13 protein-coding genes, 1 tRNA gene and 1 other RNA gene are annotated in these 18,708 nt (G+C 40.0%); 4 read left to right on the top strand and 11 right to left on the bottom strand.

Annotation, left to right across the window (positions count from 1 at the left end; genetic code table 11):
- Positions 1-106: 106 nt before the first annotated feature.
- Entirely contained in the window at positions 107-670 is a 564-nt protein-coding gene (locus ACJJVX_RS09965) for a Fic family protein (protein WP_405631272.1), read from the bottom strand.
- A 185-nt stretch (positions 671-855) separates the two neighbouring features.
- Positions 856-1,212, bottom strand: a transfer-messenger RNA (tmRNA) gene (ssrA, locus tag ACJJVX_RS09960).
- A gap of 283 nt (positions 1,213-1,495) precedes the next feature.
- Between ssrA and ACJJVX_RS09955 the strand changes: the two genes are divergently transcribed.
- Positions 1,496-3,121: a DUF342 domain-containing protein gene (locus tag ACJJVX_RS09955; RefSeq protein ID WP_054454989.1), complete on the top strand. Its 1,626-nt coding sequence runs from the start codon at positions 1,496-1,498 to the stop codon at positions 3,119-3,121.
- Between the two features lie 22 nt (positions 3,122-3,143).
- On the opposite strand, the gene rnt is transcribed toward ACJJVX_RS09955, so the two are convergent.
- Positions 3,144-3,806: a ribonuclease T gene (gene rnt / locus ACJJVX_RS09950; protein ID WP_054203468.1), complete on the bottom strand. Its 663-nt coding sequence runs from the start codon at positions 3,804-3,806 to the stop codon at positions 3,144-3,146.
- A gap of 206 nt (positions 3,807-4,012) precedes the next feature.
- On the opposite strand from rnt, the gene ACJJVX_RS09945 reads away from it, so the two are divergent.
- Positions 4,013-4,891 carry an OmpA family protein gene (locus tag ACJJVX_RS09945; protein WP_054203236.1) on the top strand — a complete coding sequence of 293 codons (879 nt, stop codon included), beginning with the start codon at positions 4,013-4,015 and terminating at the stop codon, positions 4,889-4,891.
- A gap of 102 nt (positions 4,892-4,993) precedes the next feature.
- Here ACJJVX_RS09945 and ACJJVX_RS09940 read toward each other — a convergent pair whose 3' ends face one another.
- Entirely contained in the window at positions 4,994-5,896 is a 903-nt protein-coding gene (locus tag ACJJVX_RS09940) for a DMT family transporter (RefSeq protein ID WP_054203237.1), read from the bottom strand.
- Between the two features lie 411 nt (positions 5,897-6,307).
- On the opposite strand from ACJJVX_RS09940, the gene ACJJVX_RS09935 reads away from it, so the two are divergent.
- A complete protein-coding gene (locus ACJJVX_RS09935; protein WP_082355695.1) occupies positions 6,308-7,513 on the top strand; it encodes an aromatic amino acid transport family protein in 1,206 nt (401 codons plus the stop codon).
- Positions 7,514-7,791: 278 nt separating this feature from the next.
- On the opposite strand, the gene ACJJVX_RS09930 is transcribed toward ACJJVX_RS09935, so the two are convergent.
- The gene (locus ACJJVX_RS09930; protein ID WP_405631268.1) at positions 7,792-10,791 is read right to left on the bottom strand and encodes an EAL domain-containing protein; all 3,000 of its coding nucleotides are present in this window, start codon (positions 10,789-10,791) and stop codon (positions 7,792-7,794) included.
- Positions 10,792-11,162: 371 nt separating this feature from the next.
- On the opposite strand from ACJJVX_RS09930, the gene ACJJVX_RS09925 reads away from it, so the two are divergent.
- Positions 11,163-12,320: a chorismate mutase gene (locus ACJJVX_RS09925; RefSeq protein WP_054203239.1), complete on the top strand. Its 1,158-nt coding sequence runs from the start codon at positions 11,163-11,165 to the stop codon at positions 12,318-12,320.
- A gap of 235 nt (positions 12,321-12,555) precedes the next feature.
- Here ACJJVX_RS09925 and ACJJVX_RS09920 read toward each other — a convergent pair whose 3' ends face one another.
- The 6 genes from ACJJVX_RS09920 to folP form a co-directional block, all read right to left on the bottom strand.
- Entirely contained in the window at positions 12,556-14,181 is a 1,626-nt protein-coding gene (locus ACJJVX_RS09920; RefSeq protein WP_054203240.1) for a methyl-accepting chemotaxis protein, read from the bottom strand.
- A gap of 888 nt (positions 14,182-15,069) precedes the next feature.
- Positions 15,070-15,154 (bottom strand) — tRNA-Leu (locus ACJJVX_RS09915).
- 91 nt (positions 15,155-15,245) lie between these two features.
- Positions 15,246-15,587: a preprotein translocase subunit SecG gene (gene secG / locus ACJJVX_RS09910; RefSeq protein ID WP_054203241.1), complete on the bottom strand. Its 342-nt coding sequence runs from the start codon at positions 15,585-15,587 to the stop codon at positions 15,246-15,248.
- 1 nt (position 15,588) lies between these two features.
- Positions 15,589-16,338, bottom strand: a complete 750-nt coding sequence (gene tpiA, locus ACJJVX_RS09905) for a triose-phosphate isomerase (protein ID WP_054203242.1) — start codon at positions 16,336-16,338, stop codon at positions 15,589-15,591.
- A gap of 72 nt (positions 16,339-16,410) precedes the next feature.
- A complete protein-coding gene (gene glmM / locus ACJJVX_RS09900; protein ID WP_054203243.1) occupies positions 16,411-17,760 on the bottom strand; it encodes a phosphoglucosamine mutase in 1,350 nt (449 codons plus the stop codon).
- Positions 17,750-18,616, bottom strand: coding sequence for a dihydropteroate synthase (gene folP, locus ACJJVX_RS09895; protein WP_054203244.1), 867 nt, complete (start codon positions 18,614-18,616; stop codon positions 17,750-17,752). Before folP ends, glmM begins: the two co-directional genes overlap by 11 nt.
- Positions 18,617-18,708: the final 92 nt, after the last annotated feature.

Below are 18,708 nucleotides of genomic sequence, written 5' to 3'. Positions count from 1 at the left end.
AATAGCGAGGTAGTAGTGTCTTGATGTTGATGCACCATACTTTCAACAGGAATATTAATAAACACGTCATGCCATTTAGACAGTATCAACGTTTGCCATAAACGCCCTACTCGGCCGTTGCCATCTGAAAACGGTGAATAAATTCAAACTCATAATGAAATACACAACTGGCAACAAGTGGATGAACATCACTACTTTCTAGCCATTCTAATAGTTCAGCCATTAATTTTGGTACACGTTCAGCTTGCGGTGCCATTTGTACAACTTGCTCACCCGACATTACACTTACACCTTCTTGACGGTACATGCCTGCATCGTTAACTAAGCCTGTCATCATCAATAAATGCGCACTTAAAAGATTTGAAGGGTTTGTTGGCTGCCACTGAGTTAGCGCGTCATAACTATTAGTCGCGTTATGCGCTTCTTGCACCTCTTTAGGTGGGGCTATAATACGTTTGCCATCCAAAATAGCGGTTATCTGCTGCTGCGTTAAGGTGCTTCCCTCTATCGCAAGTGAACCTTGCACGGTTCGCATGCGGTTAACCTTACGTAAGCGCAGTAACTTGGCTTGCTCTTGTTGCACTGTGAGTCGACCAATAGACTCACTAATTTTGGCAACTAATGTGAGTGTTTTATTTGATAGCGTAAAAGGCGGTGCGTATTTGGCCATTTTGTAAGTTCATTAATTAGGTTATTAAATTGAGCAGTGGTTGATAAAGTAACACTTTCAAACTTTATTTGTACAGTCAGCCCATTGTTTATATAAATGAATTGCATAAAAAAACCCGCAAACTTGATTACTCAAATTTGCGGGTTTTTTAGGGTTTTTAAATCAACGAATTTAAAAACCTATATTGGTGGAGCTGGGGGGATTTGAACCCCCGTCCGAAAAGCCTCGACCGTCGGTACTACATGTTTAGTATTGTCATTTAATTAACCTTTAAATCCCGGACAAACACGGTAGATAAAGGCGAGGCCGCTTAGTTTTAGCGCTTCAACCCCGGCCAGGGTTTCCGTCGCGATCAGGTGTTAGGGTGACACTCCAAAATCCAGTCCACAAGAATACATGGAAGGAGCGCTAGCCAGCCTAAGCTGCTAGAGAGTAGTTATCGTCGTTTGCGATTACTTTAGATTGCGGCTTTTTAACGAGGCAAACCGCACCTCGACATGCACCTTGGGCTTCTTGAATTCCGTCGAATCCTAATCAGCCCCTGAATTAGTAAACTCATTCAGAGCGTGCAGGCAGTATAACTGAGTAACGCACTGATACTCAAGGCCCTTCTGCGCTTTATTTTAAGCATTTTATTCAACTGCTCATTTAATACACACAAACATGTTAACAAAATGCCGAGAAACGAAATAAAATAGAACAATTGCTTAACATACATTCAAAGTTATGCTCAAATGCTTGGCTAAACCACCAAACTCATTTTAGTTATTTGGTTTGGGGATAAAAAATAATAAAAACAGGCATATTAAATAGGAAGTATTCTAAATGTCGTTGTTTACCCATGATATGCAAACAGGCTTTGTTTCATTGCTTGAGCACCCAAAAAACAGTGGTTTTCCAGCCACTAGCTCTCAACTTATGGAGTTAATAGAAGAATCTGCATATGCTGATTTTGAAATAGTCAGTGCAAATATCGGTAAGTTGTTCTCTCCTAGCAAAAACTATCAAGCTGATCCTCTCATTATAGCCCGTGCACTTGATGCATCATTACTCATTCAAGTTGATGAAAAAAATATGGTAGCAGAGGCAACATTGACCACCGCTAAGGGCGGCACGTTGATGTCTATGGAACTGGCGCGCGAGGTGTTAGCTGACGCTGGTGTATTACAAGGTGTTAGCACTCGCGCACTGGATAATTTTTTAGGCCAACAGTTTGAAAAGCCGGCTGGTGTTTCTTATAAGGCGATTGTTGCTCACGGGCGCAGGCCTAAAGAAGGCAGTGATGCTAAATTTGTGCGTTTGTGTTCTACAGCCCAAGACCGCGTTTTAAGCCCGCAAGCAAAAGAAGGCGGTAAGGTCGACATGCGTGATTTAGGCGCCATTATTACGGTAAAACCGGGCACCCCTCTAATGCAGCGTGTTGCTGCAACGCCAGGTGAAGATGGTTACACTGTTTTTGGTGATATTCTTCCCGCCAACCCAGGAAAAGATTTAGCATTACAACCTTTTGAAGGGACTAAAATAGACCCGGAAAACCCCAATATTCTCATAGCAGACTGTAAAGGCGTACCCGTTGCTCTGCCGCGAGGTATGCGGGTTGATGATGTTCTCTGTTTTGATAATGTTGATATTGGCACTGGCCATGTTGATTTTGATGGCAGTGTAATCATTAGCGGTGATATTAAAGATGGTATGCGTGTTCGTGCAAGTGGTGATATCACTGTACTCGGGTTTGTTGAATCCGGAAAAATCGAAAGTGCGAGTGCAGTTACTATCATGTTGGGCGCGATAGGCAGAAAGCGTGAAGGTAGCGAAGCCTTTACCTGTAAAATTAAAGCAGCTCGTACTATTTCAATTGGCTATGCGCAATATTGTCATATTCATACTGAGCAAGATTTATTTATAGAACGTCAGGCATTGCATTGTGATTTAAGTGCGCGGCGGTTAATTCGTGTAGGAAAAGCCAATAATCCCAGAGGTAAAATAATTGGTGGCAATATACTAGACGCAATGCGGATTGAAACCGGCGAATTAGGTGCGCCATCAGGTACTAAAACCCGCGTTTATCTTGCGCAATATTGGCATGACTTACGTCAAAAACAACAACAAATTGCCGATTTTGAAAAACTGCTCGCCACTAAATCTGTCGCACTTAAGCAAGCGCGTAAAAAAGCAGTTAAAATTCCACTACCCGTTAAGCGACAACTATTTTTAGATAAAATATCAGCCAGCGAGCAACAAATTGATATTCGTATCGCGAATACCAAACGTAAAAAACATTTGATAAAACAAAAAATAACGCGTTTATTAGCAACCAGTCGGTTAAAAATTAATGAGCTAATGCACCCTGGTGTGGAGCTTAAAATTGCGAAAGATTCAAAGCACTTTTCGCGAATTTACCCACCCCACTTAGTCAAAATGACTGAAGGAAAAATTACTCAGTCGTTTTAACGACTGAGTTTTACTCATCACTTTAAATACTTCCCTCTGAATCATCTAGCACTTCTTCTGCTAGCGGCCAGCCACCGAGTTCTTGCCAACGATTAACAATGAAGCAATAAAGTTCAGCAGTACGCTCTGTATCATAAAGTGCTGAATGAGCTTGTTGGTTATCAAACTCAATACCTGCCGCTCTGCATGCTTTTGCTAATACTGTTTGACCAAGTGCTAAGCCTGCCAGTGAAGTAGTATCAAAACTTACAAAAGGATGAAAAGGCGTACGTTTAATATTGTTACGCTCAATTGATGCATTTAAAAAACCATGATCAAATGCAGCATTATGAGCCACAATCACTGATCGCTGACAGCCTGCGGCTTTTTGAGCTTTGCGCACAACTTTACAAATTTCTTTAATTGCTTCTTCTTCAGGTACTGCACCGCGTAATGGCGAAAATGGGTCTATACCGTTGAAGTCAATTGCGGCTTGTTCAATATTAGCCCCTTCAAATGGTTCTACATGAAAATGAACCGTGTGATCAATGCTTAGCAGCCCATCATCGTCCATTTTTAATACTGACACCGCAATTTCTAGCAGTGCATCGGTTACTTTATTAAAGCCCGCAGTTTCAACATCAATAACCACCGGGAAAAAGCCACGAAAGCGTTTTGCGAAAAGAGTTTGTTCAGTATTTGCCATAGTATTCTTGGTTTGCCAGAGTAAGCTGGCTATTATGTCAAAAATCATAGCTCCTGTGCTAGGGCTTTACCGATTAATTTAACGCTTACATTTAGGCATATAACTTGCTTTATTTAACTAGCTAACGACATTATGATGGCTTAGTGCCTTTGTAAATGCAGTCTTTGCCAAGATATTGGCGTAAATAAATTGTTGGAGATCCCGCGATGAAGCTTTCAATGCTGTTTATCAGTCTAAGCATTGCAACTGTATGCCTGTCAAATACTGCGAGCGCTGCGATGCGCCAATACACTGCGACGGCAGATAACTCACAATGGGAAGTCGTTAAAACCACTCGTTTACAATGTCAGTTAAATCATGAGGTTCCTTACTATGGTGAGGCAATTTTCAGTGCTGATGCCAGTAAAAACAAAAATGTTACTTTCAATCTTGATATGGTTGTGCGCCCAGATAATTACGCTATTGCAGGATTAAAAGCAGTGCCGCCAACTTGGCGAGCAGGATTACCCGCTCGCGACTTAGCTAATATGAAACTACTTAGAAAGTTTGATGGTGAACTTGGAAATAAAACAGCGTGGGAAATGCTCACAGAACTTGAGAAAGGCTATTATCCAACTTTTTATTACCAAGACTGGCAAAACAGTGCCGATAAAATTGCCGTTGGTTTATCAAGCATCAATTTCAAACAAGCCTATTGGGCTTTTTTACAATGTCGCGACGAGTTATTACCTTATAGCTTTGAGGACATTTCATTTACCGTAATGAATTACCAACCAAACACAAGTAAGCTGACAAAATCATCTCAACAGCGCTTAGACAAAATTGCTGAGTATTTAAAGTACGATACGGGGATTGCGTCTATTTCTATTGCATCCTATACCGACAGCTACGGTGGACGCTGGAACAACTTGGAGCTTTCAAAAAAACGCGCTAAAGCTATAAAAGATTATATGGTCAGTTTAGGTATTGATGAAGCCAAGGTCGAAACCCAAGGTTTTGGCGAAAAGCGCCACGTAGCCACTAACGATAATATTTTAGGTCGAGACAAAAACCGACGCTTAGTTATTCAAATAGCAAAAATGTAGTTAAAAATTAGGACGTGCTAACCTTCAATGATTAAAGCTTGTTCAATCTAGAGGTGATTAAATCGCGCTGAAGGCACGCCCTAACTATACTTTCAATAATATTTAAGAGTTAAGTTTTCTAAACTTAACTCTTTTTTTCATCCAATTTTCACCAAATTGGAACACCGCCAAGCTCATTAATATGATCACCGCACCTATAATGAGCTGTTGATCAACTGATTCATCATTTAACCATGCACCTAAACCAATCGCGAAGCTTGGTGTGATCAATGTTGTTAAGGCCACCGTGCTTGCTGGCAACTTTTGCAGCACATGAAAATATGCCAAAGCGCCAATAAGAGAGCCAAACACACCTAAATAGACTATTGACCAGAGCGATTTTGCGCTCCATAAATGGCTTTGTAATTGCCCATCAACAATCCACCATGTAATAAAAAATAAAGGGGTTACAAATACTAATGCGCCAAAGGTTGTTGCCATCGGATGAATTGCTATTTTTACGCGCTTAATCATCACGCCACTGAGGCTAAAAAAGCATACTGCCATAAACACATACAGTAAACCTTGTAGCTGCATTAAAGAACCTTGAATATGCTTTGCACTCACTAAAAACAACCCAAGTAGAGCAAAACCAAGAGCGATAATTTTTATAAGACTAAATTTTGGCTCGTTTAAAAGGCGCTGTGCCAATAAGCCCGACAATATGGGGGCTAAACCAAACATCAAAGAAATAATGCCTGATGGTACTGTTTTGGCAGCCATATAACTGAGTAACATGCCACCGTAGATGCCAATACTCGAATAACCATATAAAAAGCATGCGCGGCGATGCCATGGCACACGAATATTTGCTATAGCAACAACAAAAGCGGCTAAAACTAAGCCTATTAGCATGCGCATGAGCACAGCTAAAGTCGGCGCAACAGTTTCACTACTAAAAACAATGCCTAAAGGCGTTGTTGACCAAATCAACACCATCAACAAATACGACGCTTTTACGTTCACACGATAATTCCTTTAAAGAGCGATGTAAAAGAGGAAAGGAGGATAATTCTAACCGCTTTGAAATCGCGGCTAAAATATAAAAACTATACCAGACCGCTACCCATACGCACATACATGACTGATGAAGCCAGCCATGAACATGATAGAGTTAGTAGTCGGTTAGTTTGATGCATGTTTATAGTTATCTTAAACAAATATTATTTTGAACTAATAGAAATACCAGAACTGGTTAATAAGTCAACACTCTTTACTGCTTTTTATTATGCCACGCAGTCGCTAAAAACGCGTACTAGATACTATGCTTGTAAATCATAAGTTACAGTTAATTTCTTTGATTTATAACAAAACTATTTAAGTTTGCTTCAACTAGTTATATCTTGCCTGCCTCTCACGTAGTTTTAGGGGCAAAAAGTGCTTAAAAATAAAACAATAGGCAGCATGTTAATTGTTGCAGGTACCACTATAGGCGCAGGGATGCTCGCGCTTCCTATCGCATCCGCAGGATTAGGGTTTACAACTGCATTAAGTTTAATCATTGCTACATGGGTACTAATGACCTATACGGCGCTACTCATGCTGGAATTACATCAACATGCCGATCGTGATGCTACGCTCAATACGTTAGCTAAATCTTGGCTTGGCAAGCGTGGGCAATACGTGGCTAACTTTTCTGTCATGTTTTTGTTTTACGCGCTCTGTGCAGCTTATATCGCCGGTGGCGGCGCGCAACTACAAGAAAAAATAAACAATGCTTTCAATTTTGATATTGCCCCACAAATAGGCTCTATCATTCTCGCAATTGTTATCGGCACAGTTGTTACAATGGGCACAAGCAAGGTTGATAAGCTAAACCGTGTGCTGTTTAGCATTAAAATAGTTGTACTTGCTAGCCTATTTTACATGCTAACCCCTTATGTTCATGGCCAGCATTTACTTGAAATGCCAATTGAACAAGGGCTTATTCTATCCGCTATTCCTGTTATATTTACCTCTTTTGGTTTTCATGGCTCTATTCCGTCTATCGTAAAATATGTAGGCCTTGATATTAAAACACTTCGTCGTGTAATGATAACAGGCGCTGCGCTGCCTTTAGTGATTTATATATTTTGGCAGCTAATTAGCCAAGGTATGATGAGCCAAGCAGAGTTACTAAAAAGTACAGGGTTACCCGGTTTTGTTGCTAGCATGGCAAATATTGCAAATAATTCAGCCGTGGCAACCGCCGTTAATTTATTTGCCGATTTAGCGTTGGCAACTTCATTTTTGGGTGTGAGCTTAGGGTTGTTTGACTTTTTTGCTGATGCATTTAAAAAAGGTGATGGCAGCAGAGACAGAATAAAAACCGCTTTAATCACGTTTATTCCACCTCTTGGCTTTGCACTTTTCTATCCTCAAGGGTTTATAATGGCATTGGGCTATGCTGCTATTGCACTTGTTGTATTGGCTGTTTTTTTGCCTGTTACGATGGTTTATAAGCAACGTAATAGCAACAACAACCGTAAAGGCTACACAGTTCGAGGCGGTAACATAGGGCTAATGGTAGCGGGCCTATGTGGAGTGCTCATAATTAGTGCTCAGGGGTTGCAAATGGCGGGACTTATTCCAGCAATTGGGTAAACCTGCTTTATACCCTAACCACCTCAATATACAAGTTTCAGTTGGAATTAAAAGCGATTTAGGCAAGGCATTGATTGCAAATAAATCGCTTTTAAACCAATCCTTTGGGCATTTCACCGGCGCTTACTCTCATCGTTGTTACTTCTTAAAAGGGACTGCCATTGTTGCAAAGTAACGCCTTGATATTATAAACACCAGTGAAACGCTGAAGTCTACATCCTGAGTTGGTTTGGGTATATCTATGAAAAAGGCACCTTGCATGGTGCCTTTTAAAGTGCTTATCTTATTGTGTCATTGAGCTTTTCAAATAACTTAGGAAGCTCACTTTCAGGAATTGGCGGGCTGTAATAATACCCTTGAACTATGAAGCAATTGTTGTTCTGTAAAAACGCCACTTGCTCTATTGTCTCTACGCCTTCAGCTACAACATTTAGTTTTAACTTTTGCGCCATTGCGATGATTGCTGCGGTAATTTCCATATCGTTTGTATCTTCGGGTATATCTTTTACAAACGAACGGTCTACTTTTAGAATATCAACCGGGAAACGCTTTAAATAACTCAGTGACGAATAACCTGTCCCAAAATCATCAATAGAAATTGACACCCCTAACGCTTTTAATTGATGTAATTGCGTAATTGCCGCTTCAACATTCCCCATCAACATGCTTTCAGTCAGCTCTAAGTGCAATCGCCTAGCTGGTACATTTGTTTGTCTTATCATTGATGCTAGCAAGGGCACTAAATTAGCGTCTTTAAACTGACGAGCTGACAGGTTTATTGAAATATTATTCTCTCGCCCTTGTGCAGCTAATCTTGCAGCAAACTCGCATGACTCCTGCAATACCCAGGCACCTAACTCTACAATTAAGCCCGTCGCTTCTGCTATTGGTATAAATTTTGTTGGTGGGATCATGCCCTGTGTTGGATGGAACCAACGTATAAGTGCCTCATAACCGACTACATGTTGTGTTTTGCTGTCAACTTGAGGTTGATAGTAAAGCACAAACTGCTTCTCTTTAAGGGCTAAACGTAGTTCATTTTCAATGAATAGCCTTTCATTAGCTGCTGCATTGAGTTCTTGGCTATAAAAGTGGTAAGTATTTCGCCCTTTTGCTTTTGCCTCATACATTGCCAGATCAGCATGCTTTAATAATTGATCTTCTTCTTGGCTATCATATGGCGCCATTGTAATACCAATACTGGCACTAATAATTACTTCATTATTTCCAAGCATTATTGGCACATTAAGGGTTTTTTGAATCGTGTTGGCTACATCCATTGCATGCTCTTGGCGTTCAATACCACTTAGTAGCACGGCAAATTCATCGCCACCTAAACGCGCAATGGTATCTTCAGCTCGAAGTCGTTTCTTTAAGCGATTTGCAACTTCAACAAGTAGCTGATCTCCCGCATCATGCCCTAGCGTGTCATTAATGCGTTTAAACTCATCTAAATCAAAATAAAATAAAGCAAAAGCATAATGCCCTCGTTCTGCTAATGCCATTGATTTACGAAGCTGCATTCTGAAAAAAGTACGATTAGCTAACCCTGTTAACGTATCAAAGTATGCCAACTGCTCCATTTTTCGCTGGCTTTCTTTTACAAATGAAATATCTTGAGCAGATGCAACATAGCTTGAGATTAACCCACCCTCTTCTCTAATTGGGGAAATGCTCAAGGATACCCAAATTGGCTTTTTCCCTTGCCCTTGGATCAAGGTGTCGCCACGCCAATAATTTCGGCTGCGTAAATCAACATCTATATCATCAACCAAAATAGCCATTTCAGTGGCAATAATACTTAGTAAAGGTGATTGCATAAAGTGACTTTCATCAAAGCCACTCATTTCTAGCATTTTTGGATTTACATATTCAATGACAAAATTTTGATCTGTTATCACTACCCCCGTACCAGAGAATGCTACCGCTTTGGATAACTTGTTAGCGGCTTTTTCTGCAATTTCCTTCTCTGTGATACGTTGGTTTAAACCGTCTATTAATTTACGGATCTCAACCGCCATATCACGAAACGAGCCATTAAGCGTGCCAATTTCATCTTTATTCGCTTTTGGAAACTCTATTTGTAAATGACCTTTACCAAAACTTGTTACAGCATTTACCAGTGAATGAATACGACGCAGCACAAGCTGGTAAAGTGCTTGATGTAATAATAAAGCGACAAGTATTGCATAGAGAATAAACAATCCAAAAAACTTCACTTTCAATTCTTCTAATGCTGACAGTGCAGATGAACGTTTTTTATAAATACCTATATACCAATCTAAATGTTCAACTTTTCTAATATTGATAATATGTGTTTCATTGTCTTGAATAAACGAATCAGCATACTCTGGTAGGCGCATTTTGATCGTTTGATTAATTAGCTCCTGTAATGACCCATTAACAAAATCATTCGTTAATAACGATCTCCCAGCCTGACCATATTGTTCATAAATACTTTCATTTAACTTTGGGTGTGCCAATAATTGCCCTTGCCCATCAAACACAAATAAGTGCTGCTCATTGTCACCTATTGGTAACTGAGAGATCAGCGTATTTAATGCCAAATCGCTGCCGGTAACACCTAAAAAATTATTTTCCAAATAAATTGGCACAAGCACGCTGATAACCCATTTATGCCAAATTTCATCGTAGTAAACCTTTGACCAGACAGCCTCACGTGTTGGATTGAGTGCTTCTTGTGCATAATTAAAGCTAGTGCGGCTTGTAAATTGATGACTTCCTGTGACATTCAATGCCCAATTTGGTGGGGCTATGCGAATAAAGTTATCTTTAGTAACAAGATAAAAGTTAAAAAAATCTTGAGTTAATGTTGGTGATACGATCTTCCAAAGTGATTCAGAGTCGTTAATTAGCTTTTTATAAAAAGGAGTAAATTTAGACTGCGGCATAAAAGCCGCCGATAAACCATCTTCAGCGGCGCTTCGAATAGTGCCGTCGGTATCAAAGCTTAGTTTAGCATTTTGATTGCTGACCAACTGAGATGAATCATAAAATAATTGATTGGTGACAACGTTATTTGCCTGCTCCGCTATATTAACTTTTGTTTTGACTAAGTTATTAAATTGACGAATCAAACGTTCACTAGAGTGTTTGAGCATTTCATGCTCTTCAAACACTAATTGCTTTTCTTCTGATTTAAGCATCAAAGCGGCAGCACAAATACCAGCAATCAAACAAATTGCTGAGATAAGTAGTGATAACTTCATACTTAATGAATTCACACCAAAACGTGATGGTGGGCGTCGATATACCACAGGCCAACCTTATTTTTATTAATAATTGTTATTATTTGAATCAACAAGAAGAAATATACCAGATCCCTATTTAGATTTATAAATTTTTTGTGAATATAGCTAAAAAAAACCAAGTAAAAAAATAAACATTCATAGTTATTGATAAAAGTCCGATAGAGTGTTGACTTTATAGCCTACTCTCCATACATTAAAGCCATGAACAGAAAATTCTCGCACACTACCTTTTCATTTTTTAGCTTCTTTTTCTTTATTGAATAGAAGAGGCTTACCTGTTTGCGAGATTTAATCAACCGAATAGCAAAGCCTCCCAACTGGGAGGCTTTTTTATTTGTATTACCTGCAAAGGTAACTTTTGGAATGAGGAACCCAAAATGACAAATGAAGTACTTAATTCACTTAGACATGATATCAATGAAATTGACTCTGACCTGCTCGTTTTGTTGGCAAAGCGCCGCCGTATTAGTCATGGTGTTGTTGAATATAAAATTGCCAATAATAAACCTATCCGTGACGAAGCCCGTGAACACGCCTTACTTGAGAAGCTTATAGGTTATGGTAAGTCTCTTGGTTTAGATGCGTATTATGTAAATAACGTTTTTCAAACAATTCTTGAAGATTCAGTTTTAAATCAACAAGCTATGTTACAAAAAAACCTTAACCCTGGGGTGATGAATGAAACTCATCGCGTGGCTTATTTAGGTGGGCAAGGTTCTTATAGCCAATTAGCGTGTCATAAATACTTTAGTCGTCGCCCAGGTAAACTAGTCGAAATGGGGTGTTCTAGCTTTGAGCAGATAACTGGAAAAGTTGAGAGTGGCCAAGCTGATTACGGTCTACTGCCCATTGAAAATACCAGTTCAGGTAGTATCAATGAAGTGTTTGACTTATTACAGCACGCCCAAGTGTCGATTGTTGGTGAAGTCACACATAGCGTAGAACACTGTTTATTAGTGACCCCTGAGACTGAACTTAGTCAACTCACTAAAATTTTTGCTCACCCACAGCCATTTGCGCAGTGTAGCCGTTTTTTACAAGGGCTAGGTGATATTCAACACGAAACCTGTGATTCAACTTCCAGTGCTCTACAGTTAGCTTTAGATACACCAAATAGCGCAGCGATTGGTTCAGCTCAGGCAGGCAAAAACGTAGGTTTAGAAGTCATAAAGTCTGGCCTTGCTAATCAGCGTGAAAACCATAGCCGCTTCATCGTTGTTGCACGTAAACCGTTACAAGTATCAAAACAGATCCCAACAAAAACAAGCTTGATTATGGCAACAAAGCAGCAAGCAGGCTCACTTGCTGATGCCTTAATGATTTTTAAACACCACAATATTAATTTGGTGAAATTAGAATCCCGCCCTGTTCCTGGTAATCCATGGGAAGAGGTATTTTATGTAGATCTAGAAGCAAATTTAGTCGACAGCCAAGTAAAACAAGCCTTTGAAGAACTCAAAAAGCACACCCAGTATGTGCGTATATTAGGTTGTTATCAAAGTGAATCACTACAAGCTGTCAGTGTTGAGAGCTAAATAACCTAAGTTCAGGTTAAATAAAATAAACCGCTCTTTCAGTCTATAGACGTAAAAAATCCAATACCCTCAGGTATTGGATTTTAAAGGCATTTATACTGCGTTATCGCCTATTTATGGGGAACAACCCCACACCATAGGTGCTGCCTTGCCTAAATACTAAATAGACTGCTGCAAAATCAATCATGAAAGGTCAACACGCCCTAACCTATTAAAGTTTTAATACTTAAGTAGATTACTCAACTTTAAATTTAGCAGTAGCATCTAATAAGTTATCAGATAGATAATGTAGATTTTTAGCCACATCTCTTACTGCAGCAAGTGACTGCATTGTATCTTCAAATGACATATGCATGTTCGAAACGTTCTCAACAACCATTGCAGCCACAGATGTTTGCTCTTCTGTTGCAGCGGCAATTTGCGAGTTCATTCCATTGATTTCAAGCATTTGCTCGGCAATTTTTTCAATCGATATACCTGTACTCTCTGCCGCAATTGCATTGTTTGTTGCCATATCTCGCGCTGATGTCATTGCACTTACTGATTCATTAGCAGCACTTGTTAAAGTGTTTAGTAGCTCACGAATTTCATTTGTTGATTTTGCTGTACGTGAAGCAAGCTCACGAACTTCATCAGCTACTACAGCAAAACCACGCCCTTGTTCACCCGCACGAGCCGCCTCTATCGCAGCGTTAAGCGCAAGAAGATTAGTCTGCTCTGCTATCGCAGTAATCACATTTAAAATTTGCGTTACATTCTTCGTATCGTCAGCCAATTTATTAATCGTTGTAGCTGCATGGTTTATCTCATTACTTAATGTTTTAGACTCTGAAACAGCCGTTTCTATTTGAGAGCGGCTTTGCTCTACTTCTTTTTCAGCCGTTTGCGCAGCCCTCGATGCATTCGCAGCAGATTGAGAGATATCTCCAACACTTTGCTTCATTTCTTCCATAGATTGCTTTACAACTTCAGCCTCTGTAGTTTGTTTAGCGGTTGCTTTTTCAGCTTGTTCCATACCTTGCACTAAGCGTGTTGAGTTTTCCATGAGGGGTTCACACACTGACATTACATCGAGAACTGATTTTTTCAATAGCGCTATAAAAATATTGAAATTAATTGCAACTTGACCTATCTCATCTTCTGAACGCACTGCGAGCTGAGTACTTAATGACCCTTTACCTTCTCCAAGGAGACGTAAATTATCTGCAGCATCACTTGCAGCTGAACCTATTCCTCTTGCAATTAAAATTGCCATAAAAAGTAATAGTAATAGAGAAACAAACGAAACAACTAACATTAACGTTAACGCATTATCTGAGCGCAACTTAGTGCTTTGTACTAATTCAAAGAAGCGATCATCTGCACGTTGTTGCGCAGATTTAAAACTTTGTAGTACCGAGTTATACATCGTTGTTTTTGATTTTGCCTGTTGCTGAATTTTCTCAAAGTCAGCTGTCCCGTTGATCATATCATTTGCAATTTGAGATGATATTTTTGAGTAATTAGACAACTGATTACGAGCCTGATTATCAATATAGTTTGAACTGAGAGAACTAATTGAATCCAGATTCTCTGTTAAATTTGAATATGTTTTGGTGGCTTTATCAACGAGATCTTGTTCGCCAAAAGTAACCGCCTGTGTGTAAAGCTCATCAAGTTTTTCAAGAAGCCCTACATTAGCAGATGTTAGTTTAACGACCTGATAAGATGTTTTTTCTAATTCATCTAATGAAACACGATTGTCATCCATGGCAATATAGTTATTCAACACTATCACCACAAATGCAATCACGGCAATACTAGTGATCGCATGAATTTTTTTAGTGATACTGATATTTTGAAAAGATAAGCTTGAAGCCATACTATTTACCCTATTATTTTAGCTATACGTATTATCGGCCTATTAGCTATAAGTGTTAACTATATTTGTAATTTTTCTAGCTTTTTAATGTGATTTTGCTGAATTTAAGGAAAATAAATACTATTTTGGCGTTATCATCTTAATTATGTGACTTATTATAGCTACTTTATTAAAATCGTGATTTTTCTAGCGAGTAATCCGCTCAATAATTAACTGCGTTAAAATCACTTATATACTCAAAGTAGGGAAATCCAAAAGCAATCGCGAGAACAACGTTACGCCATAATTTATTTGTATTGCTTAATTAGTTATTTTTTATCGCTATAGCAAAATACTTATTTAATGCAATTAGGATTATACCAATCTGGGTAGATATGGGGTCTATTTAATGACAAGAAAACTAGGCAAAAATTTTTATATCTAGGGCGCGTTGACCTTTCGTGATTAATTTTACAGCAGTATGTTTGGTATTTAGGCAAGGCAGCGCCTATGCAGTGTGGTTGTTCCCCATAAATAGGCGATAACGCAGTATAAATGCCAAACATGCGCTGCCCAAAGGGTTCTTCCTAGGGGCGATTGACTCTTTGTTACCTACACGGATGTAGGTAAGGGGCGTGAGCAGGACGCGGAAGCTTTGCTCGGTTTTTACTTAGCCCGCTAGGTTACAAACCTCGCGCCGCGATTAAATCGCCCCTAGATTGAACAAATTTCAATCCACAAAGGTCAACACGCCCTAGTTGTTCTAAATAAAAAATTTTTAACGACGTTATAGCGTGATTTAATTCGTTAAATTGTTCAAATATTTATGCTGATTGATATTATACAGAGCTGTGCATAGCCTACTGACAAAAAAACCCAGTAACATTACTGTTACTGGGTTTTATAATATGGTGCGGTTGGGGGGACTTGAACCCCCACGCCCTAAAGCACTACCCCCTCAAGGTAGCGTGTCTACCAATTCCACCACAACCGCATTTTTAAAGCTTTTGCTTTATGTGTTAAACTTAGTGATTTACGCGAGGTCTGTAAATCGTTTAACAAGTAACTAATTATTAACTAAAGAATTAATTAGGTACGTGAGTCTCTTCTTTTGTTTCAGCTTTAGGCGCATCAACACTAACAGGTACAACCGTCTCTTCTTGTGATAGGTCATCCCACTGGTCACCACTTTTTATTTGACCTGCGGTTAAGTTTCCCAGCACAATACTTAGTACAAAAAATATTGTAGCTAAGATTGTTGTTGTTTTAGTCATGAAGTTACCAGCACCTGACGAACCAAAAACGGTTGCAGAAGCGCCAGCACCAAATGATGAACCCATGTCTGCGCCTTTGCCCTGCTGAATTAATACCATTCCAACAAGCGCTAAAGCCACAACTAAATAAACTACTAATAAAATTTCGTACATCTTACACGGTCCCTTTTGCACTTTCGCAGATAGCAGTGAATAAGCCTGCTTTTAGACTAGCGCCACCAATTAGGCCACCGTCTATATCTGGTTGTGCAAATAATAATTCGCTATTTTTTTCATTTACGCTGCCACCATAAAGGATGGTCAACCCTTGTGCTAAATCACTGTTTTTATCAGCAATTTTATCACGGATAAATTTGTGCACATTTTGTGCTTGTTCAGGCGATGCAGTCTTACCTGTGCCAATGGCCCAAACGGGCTCATATGCTATCACAGAATCTTTCAGTGCTGCTAGACCTAATTTATCAATTACCGCATCAATTTGTGCAGCAACGACTAATTCAGTTTGACCTTGTTCGCGTTGCTCTTCGCTTTCTCCAACACATAAAATAGGTGTTAAGCCCACTTGTTGGGCGCGAGAAAATTTAGCCGCTACAGTGTCATTACTTTCGCCATAAATATTACGGCGTTCAGAGTGACCAACTAACGTATATTCGCCACCTAAATCTTTAATTAATTGCGCATCAACTTCACCAGTAAATGCACCAGCTTCATTTTCTGAAACTGTTTGCGCCCCAGTTGTTACACCCGCTGCTGTTAGCATTGGTAACAATGGATAAGGTGGAAAGATCACAACGTCGATCTTATCTGATTTTACGTTGTTGATTGCGTCAGATAATTGCTGTACTAACTCTTTCGAGCCGTTCATTTTCCAATTGCCTGCGACCATTGGCTTGCGTATTGCCATTTTTCCACTCCACATAAGAAAGCGGGCGAGATAGTAACTCGACTCGCCCAAAGTTACAAGAGGTTATTGTTCTTAATCAGTTTGTTTGCTCATAGATTCAACAACTGCGGCAATTTTTTGTGCGCTATCCAGCACTATTTTTTCTTGCTCAGCTTCAACCATAACGCGAATAACAGGTTCCGTGCCTGATTTTCGTAATAGAACACGACCTTTACCACCAAGTTGCTCTTCAACTTGCGCAACCGCAGCGATGACTTCTGGTGCTTGCGTTGGATCTGTTCCTGCCTTGTAGCGTACGTTGATCATTTTCATTGGGTACTTGGTAAAGCCAGCCCCTAAGTCTTTAAGAGTGCGGTTTTGTGCAACCATTGCTGCCAACACTTGTAAGCTTGAAACAATACCATCACCGGTGCTGATCAGATCAAGGTTTAGTACATGTCCTGAGCTTTCACCGCCAATTTTCCAGCCTTTTTCTTGTAAAAGCTCCATAACATAACGATCCCCGACTTTACTTCGAGCAAAATCAATACCTTTAGCTTTAAGCGCATTTTCAAGCCCCATATTAGACATAACAGTGCCGACAACACCGCCACCTAACATATCATCTTGTGCAGCTTGGCAAGCAATAATATAGACAATGTCATCGCCATCAAATACACGGCCGTTATGATCAACCATCATCACACGATCGCCATCACCATCGTAAGCAATACCAACATCGGCATTATGTTCAAGCACTTTACGTTTTAATGCATCAACATGCGTTGCACCGCACTCTAAGTTGATATTTACACCATTGGGTTCACATGCATGGCAAATGATCTCTGCGCCTAACTCGCGCATTACAGATGGTGCAATATGGTAGGTTGCGCCATTAGCACAATCGAGTACTATTTTTAGTCCCTCAAGCGATAACCCTTGGGGAAATTGGCTTTTGCAAAACTCAATATAACGACCATCAGCACTTTCTAGGCGGCGCGCTTTACCAAGCTTATCTGATGCCACACACGTCATTGGCTCATCGAGCATCGCCTCAATTTGTAGCTCAACCTCATCACCCAATTTTAAACCGCGACCGCAGAAAAATTTAATACCATTATCATGATAAGGATTATGCGATGCACTGATCACAATACCTGCTTCTGCACGAAAGGTCTGAGCTAAATAAGCAACGGCAGGTGTAGGCATTGGGCCAAGTAAGACCACATCTATACCCGCAGCAATTAGCCCCGCCTCAAGAGAGGTTTCTAACATGTAACCTGATATACGTGTATCTTTACCAATTATGACTTTTTTTGTGCCATTTTTTGATAGTACTTTTCCTGCTGCCCACCCAAGTTTAAGGGCAAATTCTGGCGTAATTGGGTACTCACCCACCATGCCACGGACACCATCAGTGCCAAAATATTTTCTAGTTTTCATTGTGTGTTCCTTTTTTACAGGCCTGCCATACAGCAAGTACATCTGCGGTTTCTTTTACATCGTGTACGCGTATTATTTTTGCGCCATTTTGCGCTGAAATTAGTGCACCAGCCAAACTGCCTGCTAGGCGTTCACTGGTTTCTCTATTTAATAAGTTGCCAATCATCGACTTACGCGATAGCCCAGCTAAAACAGGTAGGCCAAAGCAATTAAACTCATCAAACCGTGCGAGTAATTCATAGTTATGATTAAGGCTTTTACCAAACCCAAATCCGGGATCGAGAATAAGTCGCTCACGCTGAACACCCGCTGTTTCACATGCATTAATACGTTGTTTGAAAAAGTCATTAATATCTGCAAATAAATCGTCATACTGCGGATTAGTTTGCATTGTTCGCGGCTGACCTTGCATATGCATTAAGCACACTGCAACATCAGGAAACTGTGCCACCGTTTCCAATGCAAGAGGCTCTTGCAGAGCGCGCACGTCATTGACAATATCTGCCCCCGCTAAAATAGCTTGGCGCATTACTTCACTTTTACTGGTGTCTATTGAAATGACGCTACGATTTACTGCATTATCACTGTGAGCTCGAATGGCTTCTATGGCGGGGATCACGCGGGCTAATTCATCTTCGAGACTGACATCTGGCGCGCCAGGGCGTGTTGACTCACCACCAATATCTAAAATAGTGGCCCCATCGGCTAATAAATCTTGGGCTTTAATGACAGCGCTGTCAGTTTGGTAGTAGCATCCGCCGTCTGAAAAAGAATCAGGGGTGACATTCAGAATCCCCATAATTACGGGGGTGTCGAGGTGTAAATTGCGACCTCTAGGTAAATTAACTGTGGTCATCTATCACCTTCAATACATCCATTGCATTGATATTTGTACTTTATTTTATAAGTTACAAAAAAGCCCCGACAATCGGGGCTTTTGGTTTAGCT

This window comes from Pseudoalteromonas sp. Ld20, from assembly GCF_045064175.1.
In the GTDB taxonomy this organism is placed as follows: domain Bacteria; phylum Pseudomonadota; class Gammaproteobacteria; order Enterobacterales; family Alteromonadaceae; genus Pseudoalteromonas; species Pseudoalteromonas neustonica.
The sequence above is the reverse complement of the archived record's forward strand: the minus strand, read 5'-3'. Positions and strand labels throughout refer to the sequence as shown.

Bases quoted from the DNA above. Each gene is read 5' to 3' on its own strand.
- ACJJVX_RS09965 (WP_405631272.1), bottom strand. From the start codon at position 670: ATGGCCAAATACGCACCGCCTTTTACGCTATCAAATAAAACACTCACA.
- ACJJVX_RS09955 (WP_054454989.1), top strand. From the start codon at position 1,496: ATGTCGTTGTTTACCCATGATATGCAAACAGGCTTTGTTTCATTGCTT.
- rnt (WP_054203468.1), bottom strand. From the start codon at position 3,806: ATGGCAAATACTGAACAAACTCTTTTCGCAAAACGCTTTCGTGGCTTT.
- ACJJVX_RS09945 (WP_054203236.1), top strand. From the start codon at position 4,013: ATGAAGCTTTCAATGCTGTTTATCAGTCTAAGCATTGCAACTGTATGC.
- ACJJVX_RS09925 (WP_054203239.1), top strand. From the start codon at position 11,163: ATGACAAATGAAGTACTTAATTCACTTAGACATGATATCAATGAAATT.
- ACJJVX_RS09920 (WP_054203240.1), bottom strand. From the start codon at position 14,181: ATGGCTTCAAGCTTATCTTTTCAAAATATCAGTATCACTAAAAAAATT.
- secG (WP_054203241.1), bottom strand. From the start codon at position 15,587: ATGTACGAAATTTTATTAGTAGTTTATTTAGTTGTGGCTTTAGCGCTT.
- tpiA (WP_054203242.1), bottom strand. From the start codon at position 16,338: ATGGCAATACGCAAGCCAATGGTCGCAGGCAATTGGAAAATGAACGGC.
- glmM (WP_054203243.1), bottom strand. From the start codon at position 17,760: ATGAAAACTAGAAAATATTTTGGCACTGATGGTGTCCGTGGCATGGTG.
- folP (WP_054203244.1), bottom strand. From the start codon at position 18,616: ATGACCACAGTTAATTTACCTAGAGGTCGCAATTTACACCTCGACACC.